Source organism: Streptomyces sp. NPDC019396 (genome assembly GCF_040632375.1).
In the GTDB taxonomy this organism is placed as follows: Bacteria; Actinomycetota; Actinomycetes; order Streptomycetales; family Streptomycetaceae; genus Streptomyces.
In genome coordinates this window covers 26,541-43,511 of the sequence record NZ_JBEYBS010000004.1, presented here as the reverse complement: position 1 = coordinate 43,511, position 16,971 = coordinate 26,541, and the positions used below count along the sequence as shown (strand labels likewise).

At 70.4% G+C, this 16,971-nt stretch carries 14 protein-coding genes; 5 read left to right on the top strand and 9 right to left on the bottom strand.

Annotated features, from left to right (window positions below; genetic code table 11):
- Positions 1-158 precede the first annotated feature (158 nt).
- Positions 159-512: an STAS domain-containing protein gene (locus ABZ532_RS05645; RefSeq protein WP_003967428.1), complete on the bottom strand. Its 354-nt coding sequence runs from the start codon at positions 510-512 to the stop codon at positions 159-161.
- 81 nt (positions 513-593) lie between these two features.
- On the opposite strand from ABZ532_RS05645, the gene ABZ532_RS05640 reads away from it, so the two are divergent.
- The gene (locus tag ABZ532_RS05640) at positions 594-3,089 is read left to right on the top strand and encodes a DEAD/DEAH box helicase (RefSeq protein WP_361279815.1); all 2,496 of its coding nucleotides are present in this window, start codon (positions 594-596) and stop codon (positions 3,087-3,089) included.
- Positions 3,090-3,161: 72 nt separating this feature from the next.
- On the opposite strand, the gene ABZ532_RS05635 is transcribed toward ABZ532_RS05640, so the two are convergent.
- The 7 genes from ABZ532_RS05635 to ssd are packed head-to-tail and all read right to left on the bottom strand — an operon-like array spanning position 3,162 to position 8,027.
- Complete coding sequence (locus ABZ532_RS05635) at positions 3,162-3,506, bottom strand: Rv3654c family TadE-like protein (RefSeq protein WP_361279814.1); 345 nt, start codon at positions 3,504-3,506, stop codon at positions 3,162-3,164.
- Positions 3,503-3,859: a TadE family type IV pilus minor pilin gene (locus tag ABZ532_RS05630; protein WP_361279813.1), complete on the bottom strand. Its 357-nt coding sequence runs from the start codon at positions 3,857-3,859 to the stop codon at positions 3,503-3,505. The genes ABZ532_RS05635 and ABZ532_RS05630 overlap by 4 nt, the downstream gene beginning before the upstream one ends.
- A gap of 55 nt (positions 3,860-3,914) precedes the next feature.
- Entirely contained in the window at positions 3,915-4,157 is a 243-nt protein-coding gene (locus tag ABZ532_RS05625; RefSeq protein ID WP_361279812.1) for a DUF4244 domain-containing protein, read from the bottom strand.
- Positions 4,158-4,202: 45 nt separating this feature from the next.
- On the bottom strand, positions 4,203-4,994 hold the full coding sequence (locus ABZ532_RS05620) for a type II secretion system F family protein (RefSeq protein ID WP_361279811.1): 792 nt from the start codon (positions 4,992-4,994) through the stop codon (positions 4,203-4,205).
- Entirely contained in the window at positions 4,991-5,788 is a 798-nt protein-coding gene (locus ABZ532_RS05615) for a type II secretion system F family protein (RefSeq protein WP_361279810.1), read from the bottom strand. The genes ABZ532_RS05620 and ABZ532_RS05615 overlap by 4 nt, the downstream gene beginning before the upstream one ends.
- Positions 5,789-5,835: 47 nt before the next feature.
- A complete protein-coding gene (locus ABZ532_RS05610; protein ID WP_361279809.1) occupies positions 5,836-6,981 on the bottom strand; it encodes a TadA family conjugal transfer-associated ATPase in 1,146 nt (381 codons plus the stop codon).
- Positions 6,978-8,027, bottom strand: coding sequence for a septum site-determining protein Ssd (gene ssd, locus ABZ532_RS05605; RefSeq protein WP_361279808.1), 1,050 nt, complete (start codon positions 8,025-8,027; stop codon positions 6,978-6,980). The genes ABZ532_RS05610 and ssd overlap by 4 nt, the downstream gene beginning before the upstream one ends.
- A gap of 746 nt (positions 8,028-8,773) precedes the next feature.
- Between ssd and ABZ532_RS05600 the strand changes: the two genes are divergently transcribed.
- On the top strand, positions 8,774-9,616 hold the full coding sequence (locus ABZ532_RS05600; protein ID WP_361279806.1) for an HAD-IB family hydrolase: 843 nt from the start codon (positions 8,774-8,776) through the stop codon (positions 9,614-9,616).
- A 352-nt stretch (positions 9,617-9,968) separates the two neighbouring features.
- Here ABZ532_RS05600 and ABZ532_RS05595 read toward each other — a convergent pair whose 3' ends face one another.
- Positions 9,969-10,793, bottom strand: a complete 825-nt coding sequence (locus tag ABZ532_RS05595) for an oxidoreductase (protein ID WP_361279805.1) — start codon at positions 10,791-10,793, stop codon at positions 9,969-9,971.
- 102 nt (positions 10,794-10,895) lie between these two features.
- On the opposite strand from ABZ532_RS05595, the gene ABZ532_RS05590 reads away from it, so the two are divergent.
- The 3 genes from ABZ532_RS05590 (at position 10,896) to acs (ending at position 16,840) form a co-directional block, all read left to right on the top strand.
- On the top strand, positions 10,896-11,903 hold the full coding sequence (locus tag ABZ532_RS05590) for an ATP-binding protein (RefSeq protein WP_361279803.1): 1,008 nt from the start codon (positions 10,896-10,898) through the stop codon (positions 11,901-11,903).
- A gap of 350 nt (positions 11,904-12,253) precedes the next feature.
- Entirely contained in the window at positions 12,254-14,653 is a 2,400-nt protein-coding gene (locus ABZ532_RS05585) for a SulP family inorganic anion transporter (RefSeq protein WP_361279802.1), read from the top strand.
- A gap of 231 nt (positions 14,654-14,884) precedes the next feature.
- Positions 14,885-16,840: an acetate--CoA ligase gene (gene acs, locus ABZ532_RS05580; protein ID WP_361279801.1), complete on the top strand. Its 1,956-nt coding sequence runs from the start codon at positions 14,885-14,887 to the stop codon at positions 16,838-16,840.
- Positions 16,841-16,971 lie beyond the last annotated feature (131 nt).

Here is a 16,971-nt window from a genome sequence, read left to right as displayed (position 1 = left end):
GCCCACATCTCAGAAATCTCCGGTACTCCCCAGACACTTCGGGGCCTCCAGCGGTCTCCGGGAGTGCTCAGGATGCCCGGAGTCGCCGGGGTTCCCCGGAAGCCTCCGGACCTGGGGCGGTCCGGAGGTCTCCGGGGTCTCCGTGTCTTCCGGCCGACTCAGTCGGTCGCGGCGACGGCCTCGTCGACCGTCGTGTGGATGGGAAACACCTTGGTCAGACCAGTGATCCGGAAGATCTTGAGAATGCGCTCCTGGTTGCAGACCAGGCGCAGAGAGCCTTCGTGCGCACGCACACGCTTGAGACCGCCCACCAGGACGCCGAGGCCGGTCGAGTCGAGGAAATCCACACCTTCCATGTCGACAACCAGGTGGTAGCTGCCGTCGTTCACCAACTCGACCAACTGCTCGCGCAGCTTGGGCGCGGTATACACATCAATCTCGCCACCGACCTCAACGACCGTGCGGTCGCCACCAGGGCCGGACACATTGCGAGTCGACAGGGACAGGTCCACGGATCCTCCAGCACCTTGCTATCGAGCGGTCGCCCCTCCGGGTCTCCCCGACGGAGCCAGGGGGGCGCATCGCCAGCCGCGATGGCATTCAATCACTTACCAGCAGCCATGCACGACGCCTTGGGACCATTGTCCGTCACGCCGGTGACACACTCGGTGCCGATGGCCAAGAATCACCGTTCCAGACGACCCGCCGAGAGCGGGGAGACCCGCCGCCCGTCCCCCGGTACGGTCCTCGACCGGCTCACCGCAGGGGCGGGCCGGGCTGCGCGCATCACTCATACGGAGCACTTGCCCCCAAGGCCGGGCCGCCATGCGGTCTGGCCCCATCGCATCCGCGCGGAAGTGATCGCCGCGATCGAGCAGGCGGGTATCGAACACCCCTGGGTCCACCAGGCGACCGCCGCCGAGCACGCCTTGGACGGCGAGTCGGTCGTGATCGCCACCGGTACCGCGTCCGGCAAGTCCCTGGCCTATCTCGCCCCCGTGCTCAGCACCCTGCTCGACGGCGCCGAGGCCCCCAACGGACGCGGCACCACGGCCCTCTACCTCGCCCCGACCAAGGCCCTGGCCGCCGACCAGCGGCGGGCGGTGAGAGAACTCGCCGCCCCGCTCGGCAACCGGGTGCGACCGGCCGTGTACGACGGCGACACGCCCGTCGAAGAGCGCGAATGGGTCCGCCAGTACGCGAACTACGTGCTCACCAATCCGGACATGCTCCACCGCGGGATACTCCCCTCACATCCCCGCTGGTCCTCCTTCCTGCGCTCGCTGCGCTATGTGGTCATCGACGAGTGCCACACCTACCGGGGCGTCTTCGGCTCCCATGTGGCCCAGGTGCTACGGCGGCTGCGGCGGATATGCGCGCGGTACGGCGCCGACCCCGTGTTCCTCCTCGCCTCCGCCACGGCGGCGGAACCGGCCGCCGCCGCCCGCCGCCTGACCGGTGTGCCCGTCACCGAGGTCGCCGACGACGCCTCACCGCGCGGTGAGCTCGTCTTCGCCCTCTGGGAGCCCCCTCTCACCGAACTGCACGGCGAGAAGGGCGCCCCGGTCCGTCGCACGGCCACCGCCGAGACCGCCGACCTGCTCACCGACCTGACGGTCCAGGGCGTCCGTACGGTCGCGTTCGTGCGGTCCCGGCGCGGGGCCGAGCTGATCTCCGTCATCGCCCAGGAGCGCCTGGCCGAGGTGGACCGCTCACTCGCCCGGCGGGTCGCCGCCTACCGGGGCGGCTATCTGCCGGAGGAACGCCGTGCCCTGGAGCGCGCCCTGCACTCGGGCGAACTCCTCGGGCTGGCCGCCACCACGGCTCTGGAACTCGGGGTGGACGTCTCGGGGCTCGACGCGGTCGTGATCGCCGGCTACCCGGGCACCCGGGCATCGCTCTGGCAGCAGGCGGGCCGGGCCGGCCGCTCGGGGCAGGGTGCCCTCGCCGTGCTGGTCGCCCGCGACGACCCGCTCGACACCTTCCTCGTCCACCACCCGGAGGCGCTGTTCCGGCAGCCGGTGGAAACGACCGTCCTCGACCCGGACAACCCTTACGTGCTCGCCCCGCACCTGTGCGCCGCCGCCGCTGAGCTGCCCCTGACCGAAGACGACCTCACGCTGTTCGGCCCCGCCGTGACCGGGCTGCTTCCCCAGCTGGAGAGCGCCGGGCTGCTGCGCAGGCGCACCTCGGGCTGGTACTGGACCCGTCGTGAGCGGGCGGCCGACCTCACGGACATCCGGGGTGAGGGCGGGCGCCCGGTGCAGATCGTCGAGGCCGCGACCGGCCGGCTGCTCGGCACCGTCGACGAGCCCGCCTCGCACACCGCCGTGCACGAGGGAGCCGTCCACCTCCACCAGGGCCGTACGTATCTGGTGAAGCGACTGGACCTGGACGACTCGGTCGCCCTCGTCGAAGAGGCCAACCCGCCGTACTCCACCACCGCGCGTGACACCACCTCCATCTCCGTCCTGGACACGGACACCGAGCTCCCCTGGGGGGCCGGACGGCTGTGCTTCGGCTCCGTCGAAGTCACCAACCAGGTCGTCTCCTTCCTCCGCCGCAAACTGATCACCGGGGAGGTGCTCGGCGAGACCAAGCTCGATCTGCCCCCGCGCACCCTGCGTACGAGAGCCGTGTGGTGGACGGTCACCGAAGACCAGCTGGAGGCCGCGCGGGTGAATCCCGAGCAGCTCGGCGGCGCCCTGCACGCCGCCGAGCACGCCTCCATCGGGCTGCTCCCGCTCTTCGCCACGTGCGACCGCTGGGACATCGGCGGGGTCTCCGTGCCGATGCATCCGGACACCCTGCTGCCCACGGTCTTCGTCTACGACGGCCACCCGGGTGGCGCGGGCTTCGCCGAGCGGGCCTTCCACACCGCCCGTGAATGGCTGACCGCGACCCGTGAGGCCATCGCCTCGTGCGAGTGCGAGGCAGGCTGTCCGTCCTGCATCCAGTCCCCCAAATGCGGCAACGGCAACGAGCCACTGCACAAGCGGGCCGCTGTGCGCCTCCTGACGGTCCTTCTCAGGGACGCGCCGGCCGACGCGGGCCCCGGTGGCCAGGAGGACTCCGCGGAGCGTTCCTGAGTCCCCTGAAGGGCTTCAGGGAGGTGCTGTCCCCCTGCGCCCCCCGTGCCCCCCGAACCCCTGGTCCGCGGGTCACGGGGGTCCTGCGCGGGATCTGACCTCCGGTGAGAAGGGACCGAGGCCGACGCTCACGGTCACATCGGCGATCTCCCCGTTCACCGTGCACCTGACCAGAGCGGTCCCCTGGGCATCAGCCACCCGAGCCGCGGCCTCGCATGCCCGCGGTGTGCCTCCGAGGGCACGGTCGGCTGCGGCGATGGCCGCGAGATCCGCGGCTGCGCCCGCCTGATGGCGGGCGATCACCGCTCGCCCCAAGGCCAGCCCCGCGGCGAAGACCACACACAGCGCACACGTCGCCATGGCTACCCACACGGTCGCCGAACCCCTGTCGCCCCCCGCTCTCATGGCTTCGTTCATGGCGCCTCCTCGCCCACGCTGTCCTCGGCGAGCGCGGCGGCCTGAGCGGTCAGGTCGAGCATCAGGGACCCCGGGCCGGGTGCGGGAGCCTTCACACGCACCCGCCAGAGGTCTCCCTCCCGTCCGATGAGGACCTCGGCTCCCGGCGGGGCGGCCGACCGTGCGGCGGCCAGTGCCGCTCCCCGCGGCTCCGATCTCGCCGCCGCCCTGGCTCCTGCCCTGGCGGCATCCACGCACTGGATCTGCGCGGCTGCCGCCATCAGGGCCCACAGAAGGGCCATGGCGAGGAACACCAGCGCTGGAACGGCCAACGCCGCCTCCGCCGTCACGGCCCCTCGGTCCCGCAACAACATCCGCGGTCCCCCCACGGCTGCCTCAGCAGCGGCGCTCCCGGTGGCCGCGGGGATCTCAGAACTGCGCACTGAGCGCCCTTCCGATCACCGATTCGAGCGCCCCGGAGACGGTGCCGCTCGTCACGATCTTGTAGAGAACCGCCGCGAAAGCACACGCCGCGATCGTGCCCATGGCGTACTCCGACGTGGTCATCCCCGCGTCGGCGTGGGGCCGTCGGGTGGCGAGCCATGTCCGCACGACGGCTACCGCCCGGGTCGTCCCGGTCACCCAGTCCTTCATCCGTGCCTTAACGCTCATGCCAATCCCCTCGTCTCATCGTGTAGTTGCTGTGCCAGTCGCGCTTCAGCGAGCGCTCAGGAGCCCGTTCGCCAGGCCGATCACCACCGGGGCGACCCCGATCGCCAGGAACGCGGGCAGAAAGCAGAGCCCTACGGGTGCCGTGATCAGGACCTGGGCGCGCTGGGCGCGCGCCGTGGCGGATCTGGCCCGCTCAGCCCTGAGGCCCGCGGCCAGCCGCGAGACTGGCTCCGCCGCAGGTGCCCCCGACGAGCCGGCCCGCTCAAGACACCGGGCCAGTCCGCCCCCTCCCGGTATTTCGCCGAACCGCCCCCACGCCCGGGCCGGTTCACCACCGAGCCGCAGCTCCGCCGCGGCCATCGCCAGCCGCTCGCCCACCGGCCCGCCCAGGGACTCCCCCACGGCTTCCGCCGCCTCGCGCGGCCCCGCACCCGCGGAGATACAGGCAGCCAGAAGATCGGCGGCGAGCGGGAGTTGCTCCGCCGCACGGTCCTGCGCCACAGCTTTGTCCCGCGCCCGGCCCTGCTGCCATCTCCGGACGCCATAGGCCCCGGCAGCGCCCAGCAGTGAACCGGTCACGGGGCCGACCAGGGCAAAACCCATCACCACCGCGCTCGCGGGCAGAGCCCACTGCCGAGCCCGCGCCCCGTATCGAGGCATCCGGTCCCGCAGTCGCTCAGGCGGCACCGGCCTGGGCACAAGGGCGTCGAACCGCCGGCGCAGCCGACGCTCACGCCGCCGGTCTGCCAGTGCCAGGACCAGCCAGACCACGGCCGCCGCCGCCAGAGCGCGCAGCTCCGGCCGTGTCCCCAGGCTGTGGACGAAGGCGCCGCTCAAGGCCGCGCCCCCGCCCTCACGATGCGCCCCGCCCAGCAGAGCCCTGCCGCCTCGAGCAGCCCGCCCACCAGCAGACAGCCCGCCCCGGCCGGTGTGTGCAGCAGCACCTTCAGCGGGCCGGCCCCGAGAGCCGAGCCCAGTGCCAGCCCCACCACCGGAAGCATCGCCAGGACCAGGACCGTCGACCAGGCTCCGGCCAACTGGGCACGCAGCCCCTCCCGTTGCTCCCGCTCACCGCGAAGTGCGCCCTCCAGTCGGTCAAGTCCGGTGGCCAGCCCCGCTCCTCCGTCCACCGACACCAGCCAGCAGGCAGCCAGTCCGGCGAGCCCGCCCGCCCCGGGCTCCTGGGCCGCCCGGCGCAACTGCGCCGGCACATCCCCGCCGAATCGTGCGGCGGCGAGCACGGCGGCCTCGGCCCCGCCCAGAGCTCCCGTGGCCCGGCCGAGGGCCAGCAGCGCCTGCCCGGGCTGGCGCCCGGCTCTCAGCTCACCGGCGATCCCACCGCAGAGCGCGATCACCGCGTCGGCTCTGCGCTCCTTCGCACGCCTGCCCTCCGCGACGCGCAACTGGCGTCCCACCACGGGCACCGCGAGGGCTCCCACGAGCAGCGGCAGCGGCGAATCGCCCAACAGCGCCAGCAGCACTGCCCCCGGCAGACAGAGCCACTCCCGCCGGAAGCACCGAACGATCCACCGGCGGAACTCCCCGCCCCAGCTTGACGCGAGCGCTGCGGTGTCCCCGTCAGGGAGCACCAGCCGAGCCCGTCTGACGGCAGGGTCTCCGATAACCGACATCCAGACCGCAGCACCGGCACAGACCGCGGCACACAGCGCCGCCGAGGTCACCACGCACCCCCGATCAGCGCCCACAGCCGCTCCCAGCCGCGCTCCCGCACGAAGCCCGTGGCGCCCCAGCGCAGCGCGGGTACGGTCACCACCAGCCCCGCCGTGTCCCGCTCCAGCACATGAACCTCGGCGACCCGTCGACACCCGTGCCGGTCCCGTACGAGATGCACCACGACCGACAGGGCCGCGGCCAGTTGGCTGTGCAGCGCGGCCCGGTCCAGACCCGCGGCCGTGCCCAGGGCCTCGAGCCTGGCCGGCACGTCGGAAGCCGTATTGGCATGAACGGTGCCGCTGCCGTCGTGTCCCGTGTTCAACGCCGCCAGCAGATCCATGACTTCGGCGCCCCGGACCTCGCCGACGACCAGCCGGTCCGGCCGCATCCGCAGGGCCTGCCGCACCAGATCCCGCAGGGTGACCTGGCCCGCCCCCTCCTGGTTGGCCGGACGGGACTCCAGCCGGACGACATGTGGGTGGTCGGGTCGCAACTCCGCTGAGTCCTCGGCCAGTACGATCCGCTCACGCTCACCCACGAGACCGAGCAGCGTGGACAGAAGCGTCGTCTTGCCCGTGCCGGTGCCGCCGCTGATCACGTAGGAGATACGCGCCGCGGTCAGCGCCTTGAGCAGCCGGTCGCCACCCGGTGGAACGGTGCCCACCGCGACGAGCTCGCTCAGGGAGAAGGCCTTGGGGCGCACCACCCGCAGCGAGAGACAGGCGGCGCCGACCGCCACCGGGGGCAGCACCGCGTGCATACGCGTCCCGTCGGGAAGCCTGGCGTCCACCCAGGGGCGGGCATCGTCCAGCCGCCGCCCGGCCACGGCCGCGAGCCGCTGCGCCAGTCTGCGCACGGCCCCCGCGTCGGTGAAGGTGACGCCGGTGAGTTCGAGTCCGCCGCCGCGGTCCACCCAGACCCGGTCCGGGGCGGACACCAGCACGTCCGTCACCGCCGGGTCGGCGAGCAGCGGCTCCAGCGGTCCCGTCCCCACCAACTCGCACCGCAACTCCTCGGCCGCTCCGAGCACCTCCGCGTCGCCGAGCAGCCGCCCCTGCGCCCGGAGGGCCGCCGCCACCCTGGCCGGCGTGGGCTCGGCACCGCTCTCCGCCAGCCGCTGCCGCACCGCTTCGAGCAGCGCCGCGGTCACCTGGCACCACCTGCTGCGTGGGCCCGCTCCCAGAACGCCGAGCAGAACCGGGCCAACGGCCCACGCGATCCGGCCCCGGGTGGGACTCCGCCGTTCAGGTCGGCGCTCAGCCCGGTGTCCCACGGCAGTTCGCCCACCAACGGCAGTCCGAGTGCGTCGGCCACCCACCTCTCGTCCAGCCCCGCCGCGTACGGCCCGCGCACCACCACCCGCAGGTCGGAGAGCACCATCCGCACCGCCGACGCGACTCGACGCGCCGCCGCGACCGCACGAAGCTCCCCCGGCACCACCAGCAGCCCGGCATCGAGCTGCGCCAGGGCCTCCGCGGCGCTTTCGTCGACCCGACGGGGCAGGTCCACGACCACCACTCCACCCCGTCGGCGAGCTGCCGCCAGCACCGCGCGCATCGCCTCCCGGGGCACCGCGACCATGTCACCGCGGTCCCAGCTGAGCACCCGCAACCCGTGCGCCGCGGGGAGGGACTCCTCCAGCGCACCCCCGGCCACGCGGCCCTTCGACGCGGCGAACTCCGGCCAGCGTCTGCCCTCGGCGTGCTCTCCGCCGAGGAGCACGTCGAGGCCGCCGCCCAGGGGATCACCGTCGACGAGCATCGTCCGCCATCCCTGCCGGGCCGCGGTGACGGCGAGAGCTCCGGCGAGCGTGGACGCTCCGGCCCCTCCGCTGCCTCCGATCACTCCGACGGTCAACGCGGGCCTGCCCACCCCTTCGGCGACATCGGCGATGCGGTCGACCAGCCAGCCCTCGGCATCCGGAAGCCGCAGCACACAGTCCGCGCCGATCTCGACGGCGGACCGCCAGACGCCGGGGTCTTCCCGGTCATGTCCGACGAGCAGCACTCCGCTCCTGCGGGACGCTCCTCTGCAGCGGGCGGCCGCGTCGTCGCCGACCAGGACGAGCGGGGCGCTGTCCCAGCTTCCCCTCCCCCGTCCTTCAGGCACCGTGTGGTGGACCTGGGGATCGACGCCGGCGGCGGCGCACAGCCTCAGGAGATCGTCGAGCAGCTCCGGGTCCTCGGTGAGGATCAACGGACCTTCGCGCCGCTCGCCCCCAGCGGGGCACGGACCGGGTGGTTCCGACGCACCAGAGGTGCGGTACGCGCGAGACACGTCGATACGGGAACCGGAAGCGCCAGGCTCACCGGATCCGAGGGACGGACCGGACCATGCGGATGCCGCATGCGGACGGGCCACAGGCAAGGGCGAGGATGCCGTGGGCGCATCGGATGGGCTGGACGTAGCGGATGTGAGCGAACCCACCATGATTTCTCCGACTCTCACCGCGCAGTGCGGGTGGATGCCAGAGGGTCGGCGCACCGGCCCTCATCAGTGATTCCTTCGGCCCGTGAACTTCGTGGCCGGAATCACCGTGCAGCGCGCCGGAAAATCATGTGGATCTTGCTCGAAATCTGTGGACGGCCCACCACTTGTGAATATCTCACTCACCCATACCAGTGACTTCCGGTATGACTTCCAGAGCGCAGCGCCATAACTACACAGCGTGACAAAAGCGGAGGGGTGCGCGGGCGGCACAGCGGAGCACTGCGGAACACCGGGAAGAGCCGAACGATCCGGCGAGAGGGACGAAAACGCGTCCGGACATGCGACGACCCCCGCCGGGGGGGAGAGCGGGGGTCGTCCCCACGGCCGACTCGGGGGGGGAGGAGCCGGACCGGGTTAGCACGGTCGCGAACGATCCGTGACTTCCATGGTGTACCCGAGAGCCTTCTCAGGCAAACCCACACGCCGCAGCTTACGCCGAATGGTGGGCGCCTATGCTCGGCTTCGTGGAAAACCACTCCTTGCCGCGCGCAGCAGCGTTCTTTGACCTGGACAAGACGGTCATTGCGAAGTCATCGACGCTGACCTTCAGCAAGTCCTTCTACCAAGGAGGACTGATCAACCGGCGCGCCGTACTGCGCACCGCCTACACGCAGTTCGTCTTCCTCGCAGGCGGCGCCGATCACGACCAGATGGAGCGGATGCGTCAGTATCTGTCAGCACTCTGCAAAGGCTGGAACGTCCGCCACGTCAAGGAACTCGTCGCCGAGACCCTCCACGATCTGATCGACCCGATCATCTACGACGAGGCGGCCTCCCTCATCGAGGAACACCACACCGCCGGACGGGATGTCGTGATCGTCTCCACTTCCGGCGCCGAGGTGGTCGAGCCGATCGGCGAGTTGCTCGGCGCGGACCGCGTGGTCGCGACCCGCATGGTCGTCGGCGATGACGGTTGCTTCACCGGGGAGATCGAGTACTACGCCTACGGCCCGACCAAGGCCGAAGCCGTGCGGGAGCTCGCCGAGTCCGAGGGATACGACCTGTCGCGCTGCTACGCGTACAGCGACTCCGTCACCGATGTCCCCATGCTGGAGTCGGTGGGCCATGCCCACGCGGTCAACCCGGACCGCGCCCTGCGCCGCGAGGCGGTCTCACGCGGCTGGCCAGTGCTCGTCTTCAACCGCCCGGTGCGTCTGAAGCAGCGCCTTCCCCGCTTCACCATGCTGCCGCGGCCCGCCCTGCTCGCCGCGGCAGCGGTCGGCGCGGCAGCGGCCACGGCGGGGCTCGTCTGGTACGTCAGCCGACGGCGCGGCAGCGCCGATGCCCGTATTTGAACCTAAAAGTAAAGAAGTGCAGGGAGGGGTTCCGCTTGCCCGGCCGCTGGAGTACAAAGGACTCAACGGCCCGCGAGACCTGGGACATCCGAGAGGATCACCTTCTACGCAGCAAAGGCCCCACGGACCGAAGCATGGCCGATCAGCACCCACGCGACGTCGACCCGTCGATTACGGGCCAGCCGCACCAGGTGACGGACAAAGTTTCCGGCCTGATGGGCAACATATCGAGGACGCTTGGTAACTGAGCGGACATGCCAGCGGCGGTACCAATTCCGGTACCGCCGCAACCTTTTGCCCACTCCCCGTGGCAGCCGGTCTCAGCTGGACCTCGTCGCCCGGGGGAGAGGATCTAGGCGGCGCCGCGCTGGAGCGCCTCGCAGACCGCCGTCGACTCCCGTACGCCCAGCTCGACGGCCCGCCCGCAGTGCGCGATCCAGGCCGCCATCCCCTCCGGGGTTCCTGACAAGTAGCCGTCAAACGCGCCAGCGTAGGCGGCCCGTCCGAGTTCCGCGTGACCCACCTCGGCGGGGCAGATCGACTTGGGGTCGAGACCGCTGCCCACGAGGACGATGCGTTCGGCCGCCCTGGCGATCAGTCCGTTGTACGACGCGAACGGGCGCAGTGCGAGGAGTTCGCCATGTACGACGGCGGCCGTCACGAGGGCCGGGGCCGAACTGCCCTCGATCACCAGCCCGGAGAGCCCGTCCAGACGAGCCGCCACCTCGTCGGCATCCGGCAGCGGAGCGCTGATCAGCGGCTCGTCGGCCGTTTCACCCGTGAGTCGCGGACGACCGACCGCCGCATCCGGCGCGACACCTCCCGCGGCCACCAGATGAAGCCGCGCCAGTACCCGGAGAGGGGACTGCCTCCAGATGGAGAGCAACTGGCCGGACTCGGCGGACAGCCTGAGAGCGGCACCGACGATCTGGGCCTCGTTCTCTGCACCGAAGTCGCTACGCCGGCGCACCTCCTCCAGCGCCCAGTCGGCCCCCGAGAGCGCCGCGGAACCACGGGCGCCGCGCAGTGCCGCCTCGGATGCGACCTCGTTACTGCGCCGCCGCATGACCCGGTGGCCGTAGACACGGTCGACGGCCTTGCGCACGGAATCAACAGCGTCACCGACCCCGGGCAGGGTGCCGAGCGCGGCCAAGGGGTCAGGGGCGTTCGTACTCATAAGTAGGGAGGCTACGCGTCTCGGCGGTCCGCCCCACATTGGAGTGGTCTTCTTCACGCACGGCCAGCACCGAGAGCAGTCGAGCGACTACCTTAGGTGAACATGAAGATCGCTTTCGTAGGGAAGGGCGGCAGTGGCAAGACCACGCTGTCCTCACTGTTCCTTCGCCATCTCGCCGCGCAGCGGGCCCATGTCATCGCGATGGACGCCGATATCAACCAGCACCTCGGCACGGCGCTCGGCCTCGACGAGGACGAGGCGGCGGCGCTGCCGGCCATGGGGGCGCACCTTCCTCTGATCAAGGACCACCTGCGCGGGACCAACCCGAGGATCGCGTCGGCCGACACCATGATCAAGACAACGCCCCCGGGCGAGGGGTCACGGCTGCTTCGGGTCCGCGAGGACAATCCGGTCTACGAGGCCTGCGCGCGGACCATGCGGCTGGACGGCGGCGAGATCCGGCTGATGGTGACGGGCCCGTTCACCGAGTCCGACCTCGGGGTGGCCTGCTACCACTCCAAGGTCGGGGCCGTGGAGCTATGCCTCAACCACCTCGCCGACGGCCCGGACGAGTATATGGTGGTCGACATGACGGCGGGGTCGGACTCCTTCGCCTCCGGACTGTTCACGCGCTTCGACATGACGTTCCTCGTCGCCGAACCCACCCGCAAAGGCGTCTCGGTCTACCGGCAGTACAAGGAGTACGCACGGGACTTCGGGGTCGCCCTCAGAGTGGTCGGCAACAAGGTGCAGTCTCCGGATGACGTCGACTTCCTGCGCGAGCAGGTGGGTGAGGACCTGCTGGTCACGATCGGGCAGTCGGATTGGGTACGCGCGATGGAGAAGGGCCGCCCGCTCCACTTCGGCCAACTGGAGGAGCAGAGCCGTCAAGCGCTGTGCGTCCTCCAAGAGACGGCGGACGGGTCATACGGGAACCGCGACTGGGAGCGCTATACCCGCCAGATGGTCCACTTCCATCTGAAGAACGCCGAGAGCTGGGGCAACGCGAAGACCGGGGCCGATCTGGCGGCACAGGTGGACCCCTCGTTCACCCTCGGGGAACCCGCCGTGGCAGCCGACGCACCCGAACCCGCGCCTCAGCCTGCGTAACGCGCCCGGCCGCGGCGGGGCAAGGGCCCTCGCCGGGCCGGCCAGGGGCCGGTGTGCGCATACCCCCGCCCCGCAGACATACGGACGCGGACCGCGGGACCGCTGATCACGGGACCCCAAAGCGGACTGCCCGATTCCTCACCCCGCCGAGTGAACCAATGCCCCATTTGCCCGGAAAGTCATGCCGTCGTCTTTACTCTGCATTACGATCCATTTACTCAGAGTTGAGACTCTGTCCGATTCGCGGTCTTGCCCAAGGCTCCCGGTCAGAGGATCCCGCCGCTGATACGCCGTGACCCACGGCCGCGCCCCACACACCGCGACCGCGCCGCCCCGGAGGAGACGGGACCATGTCTGCCTACTTTCCCTCGCGCACGCACGACGAAGAGCACAGCGACCACAGCCCCCACAGTCCGCCCGACAAGCACGACAAGCACACACGACTCGGTGGCGGTCGCGGCGACCGGGGGCCCGGCACCGGTTTCCGGATCGCGGGCGCCGACATCTCCGCCTCGATCAGCGTCTTCTTGATCGCCCTGCCGCTCTCGCTCGGTATCGCTCTGGCCACCGGGGCACCGCTGCAGGCCGGCCTCGTGGCGGCTGCGGTCGGCGGTGTCGTCGTGGGCTTCTTCGGCGGGGCTCCGCTCCAGGTCAGCGGCCCCGCCGCAGGTCTCACCGTGATCACCGCCGACCTCATCCAGCGGTACGGATGGCGAACGACATGCGCCATCACCGTACTTGCCGGGCTCAGTCAGCTCGCCCTGTCGGCCCTGCGTGTGGCCAGGTCCGCGCTGGCCGTCAGCCCGGCGATCGTCCACGGCATGCTGGCCGGCATCGGTGTCACCATCGCCATGGCCCAGCTGCACATCGTGCTCGGCGGCACCCCTCAGAGCTCCGCGATCGACAACGTCCTCGCCCTGCCCGGCCAACTGGCCGGCCTGCAACCGGCAGCGCTGTCGGTCAGCATCCTGACCATCACGGTGCTGCTCACCTGGCCGCGCGTGCCTGGCGGGATGGGACGGCTGGTGAGAAAGGTGCCTGCCGCTCTGGCATCGGTCGTTGCCGCGACGGCTCTGGCCGCGATCGCAGGGCTCAGTCTGCCCCGGGTCGACCTGCCGTCGTGGAGCAGTCACGCCCTGCCAGGGCTGCCGGAAGGCCCGGTGCTCGGGCTGATCGCCGCCGTCCTGACCATCACTCTGGTCGGCAGCGTCGAGTCACTCCTGTCCGCCGTTGCCATCGACCGGCTGGCCGCGGCCCGCAAGGAGCCCGCCGTCCGCGTCCCACGCGCCGACCTCGACCGGGAACTGCGGGGGCAGGGCGCGGCGAATGTCGTCTCCGGCGCGCTGGGCGGACTTCCGGTCACCGGTGTCGCCGTGCGCAGCACCGCCAATGTCTCGGCGGGTGCCGTCAGTCGACACTCAGCCATGCTGCACGGTGTATGGATCGCCATCGCCGCACTGCTGCTGGTGCCCGTACTCGATCTGATCCCGCTGGCCGCGCTCGCCGCCCTGGTCATGGTCGTCGGCATCCAGATGGTCAACATCACCCATCTGCGCAGCGTGAAGCGGAACCGCGAAATGCTGGTGTACGTGGCCACCATGGGCGGCGTCGTCCTCACCGGCGTCCTGGAGGGCGTGGCCGTCGGTATCGCCGTGGCGGTGGCCTTGGCGCTGTATCGGCTGACCAGGGTGCGGATCGGCGTGGGGCAGCGGGACGGCGTCCACCGGGTGCGAGTGCACGGTCAGTTGACGTTCCTGGCCGTGCCGAGACTGAGTCGCACGCTCAGCAAGGTGCCGCATGGCTCCGAGGCCGTGGTGGAGCTGGACGGTTCGTTCATGGACCACGCGGCCTACGAGGCCTTGCACGACTGGCAGACCACCCATGAGGCACACGGCGGAGCCGTCGAGTTCACCGGGCGTACGGGGGGACGGATCGCCGAGCCCGCCTTGGAGTCGCACGCCTGCTGCCGTCCCTGGACTCCCTGGCGGAACCACCACTGCGGAGAGCACCCGGTCTCCGACTCACCCGAACAGCGTACGGAGCATGCCCAGCATCAACTGGCCAGCGGACTGAGCTCCTTCCAGCGCAACACGGCTCCGCTGGTACGGGAGGAGCTGGCACGGCTGGCCCGCGAAGGACAGCGCCCTTCGCAACTGTTCCTGACCTGCGCAGACTCCCGCCTAGTCACCAGCATGATCACCGCCAGCGGCCCGGGGGATCTGTTCACCGTGCGGAATGTCGGCAATCTGGTTCCCAAGCCCGGCGAACAGGGCGGGGACGACTCGGTCGCGGCGGCGATCGAATACGCGGTGGACGTGCTGAAGGTCGATTCGATCACGGTCTGCGGCCACTCCGGTTGCGGGGCCATGCAGGCCCTGATGAAGGGCACGCCGGACGACGAGGACCAGGCGACTCCGCTGCGGCGCTGGCTACGGCACGGGCAGCCCAGTGTGGAGAGGATGAACTCGCCTCACCACTCCTGGGCCCGGATCGCAGGGAGGCTGCCGGCCGACGCGGTGGAGCAGCTCTGTCTGACGAATGTCGTCCAGCAGTTGGAGCATCTGCGGGCGCATGACGCCGTGGCGCGAAGGCTGGCCGATGGCACGCTCCAGCTGCACGGAATGTACTTCCATGTGGGAGAGGCGCAGGCGTATCTGCTGGCGGACGGCGAGGAGTGCGGCGACCGCACCGATGAGGTGTTCGACCGGGTGACCTCCGAACCGTCAGCCCTGGAGCAGGTGCACGCCTGAACCTCCAGGGTGCGACGTCCGTGGGAACGTGTGGCCTCTCTTCTCCATCCACCCGGAGGAGAGAGGTCGTCCCGTCCGGACGTGTGAACGTGCAGATCTACAGACGGGAGCCGCCTCAAGATCATAGGTCTACACCATTTCCCCGCGGGCCCTTGTCTCCCGGGCATCTGGCTGATGAGCTATGGCCTGGGACACATAGGTACATAGGACGCCCTGGGAAAGGGAGAACTCGTGAGCAACGAGAGCCTGGCCAACCTGCTCAAGGAAGAGCGGCGGTTCGCGCCGCCGGCCGATCTGGCGCGGGACGCCAATGTGACGGCCGAGGCGTTTGAACGGGCCGCGGCGGACCGGCTGGGGTTCTGGGCAGAGCAGGCACGGCGGCTGAGTTGGGCCAAGGCGCCGACGGAGACGCTGGACTGGTCGAACCCGCCGTTCGCGAAGTGGTTCGGGGACGGCACGCTGAACGTGGCGTACAACTGCGTGGACCGGCACGTCGAGGCGGGTCTGGGCGAGCGGGTCGCGATCCACTTCGAGGGCGAGCCCGGCGACAGCCGCGCGGTGACCTATGCCGAGCTCAAGGACCTGGTGTCCAAGGCCGCCAATGCGCTGACCGAACTGGGCGTGAGCGCCGGGGACCGCGTCGCGATCTATCTGCCGATGATTCCCGAGGCCGTGGTGGCGATGCTCGCCTGCGCCCGGATCGGCGCCGCGCACTCGGTGGTGTTCGGCGGCTTCTCGTCCGACGCGGTGGCCTCCCGGATCCAGGACGCCGACGCCAAGCTCGTCATCACCGCAGACGGCGGCTACCGCCGCGGCAAGCCCAGCGCGCTCAAGCCCGCCATCGACCAGGCGCTGGCATCCTGCCCGCAGGTTGAGCATGTGCTGGTCATCCGCCGCACCGGCCAGGACACCGCCTTCACCGAGGGCCGTGACCAGTGGTGGCACGACATCGTCGAGCGCCAGTCCGCCACGCATGAGCCCGAGGCATTCGGCGCCGAGCACCCGCTGTTCATCCTCTACACCTCCGGCACCACCGGAAAGCCCAAGGGGATCCTGCACACCAGCGGCGGCTACCTCACCCAGGCCGCGTACACGCACCACGCCGTCTTCGACCTCAAGCCGGACCGCGATGTCTACTGGTGCACCGCCGATATCGGCTGGGTCACCGGTCACTCCTACATCGTGTACGGCCCCCTGGCGAACGGCGCCACACAGGTCATCTACGAAGGCACCCCCGACACCCCGCACCAGGGCCGCTTCTGGGAAATCATCCAGAAGTACGGGGTCACGATCCTCTACACCGCCCCGACGGCGATCCGCACCTTCATGAAGTGGGGTGACGACATCCCCGCCAAGTTCGACCTGTCCAGCCTGCGCGTCCTCGGCTCGGTCGGCGAGCCCATCAACCCCGAGGCCTGGGTCTGGTACCGCGAGCACATCGGTGCCGGCGCCACCCCCGTCGTCGACACCTGGTGGCAGACCGAGACCGGCGCGATGATGATCTCGCCCCTCCCCGGCGTCACCCACACCAAGCCCGGCAGCGCCCAGCGCCCGCTCCCCGGCATCAGCGCGACGGTGGTCGACGACAACGGCCAGGAAGTCGCCAACGGCCACGGCGGTTACCTCACCCTGACCGAGCCCTGGCCTTCGATGCTCCGCACCATCTGGGGAGACGACCAGCGCTTCATCGACACCTACTGGTCCCGGTTCCAGGGCCAGTACTTCGCCGGCGACGGCGCCAAGAAGGACGACGACGGCGACATCTGGCTCCTCGGCCGCGTGGACGACGTCATGCTCGTCTCCGGGCACAACATCTCCACCACCGAGGTCGAGTCCGCCCTCGTCTCCCACCCCAAGGTCGCCGAAGCAGCTGTCGTCGGCGCCGCAGACGACACCACCGGCCAAGCCATCGTCGCGTTCGTGATCCTTCGTGGCACCGCCCAGGAGGACGAGGGCCTCTCCGCCGAGCTGCGCGACCATGTCGGCGCCACCCTCGGCCCGATCGCCAAGCCCAAGCGCATCCTCCCCGTCGCGGAGCTTCCCAAGACCCGCTCCGGCAAGATCATGCGCCGTCTGCTCCGTGATGTCGCGGAGAACCGGCAGCTCGGCGATGTCACCACCCTTACCGACTCCACCGTCATGGACCTCATCCAGTCCAAGCTCCCCAGCGCACCTTCGGAGGACTGAGGCCGGCCGCGCAGAGTCCGCTTTTCCCGGGGCACCCGGAGCGACAGGCCGGGTGCCCCTTTTACACCTAAGGTGAAGATCACCGGATTCACCCTTGCGCATCAGGGCGACTTCTTAGGTAAAGTAACGAC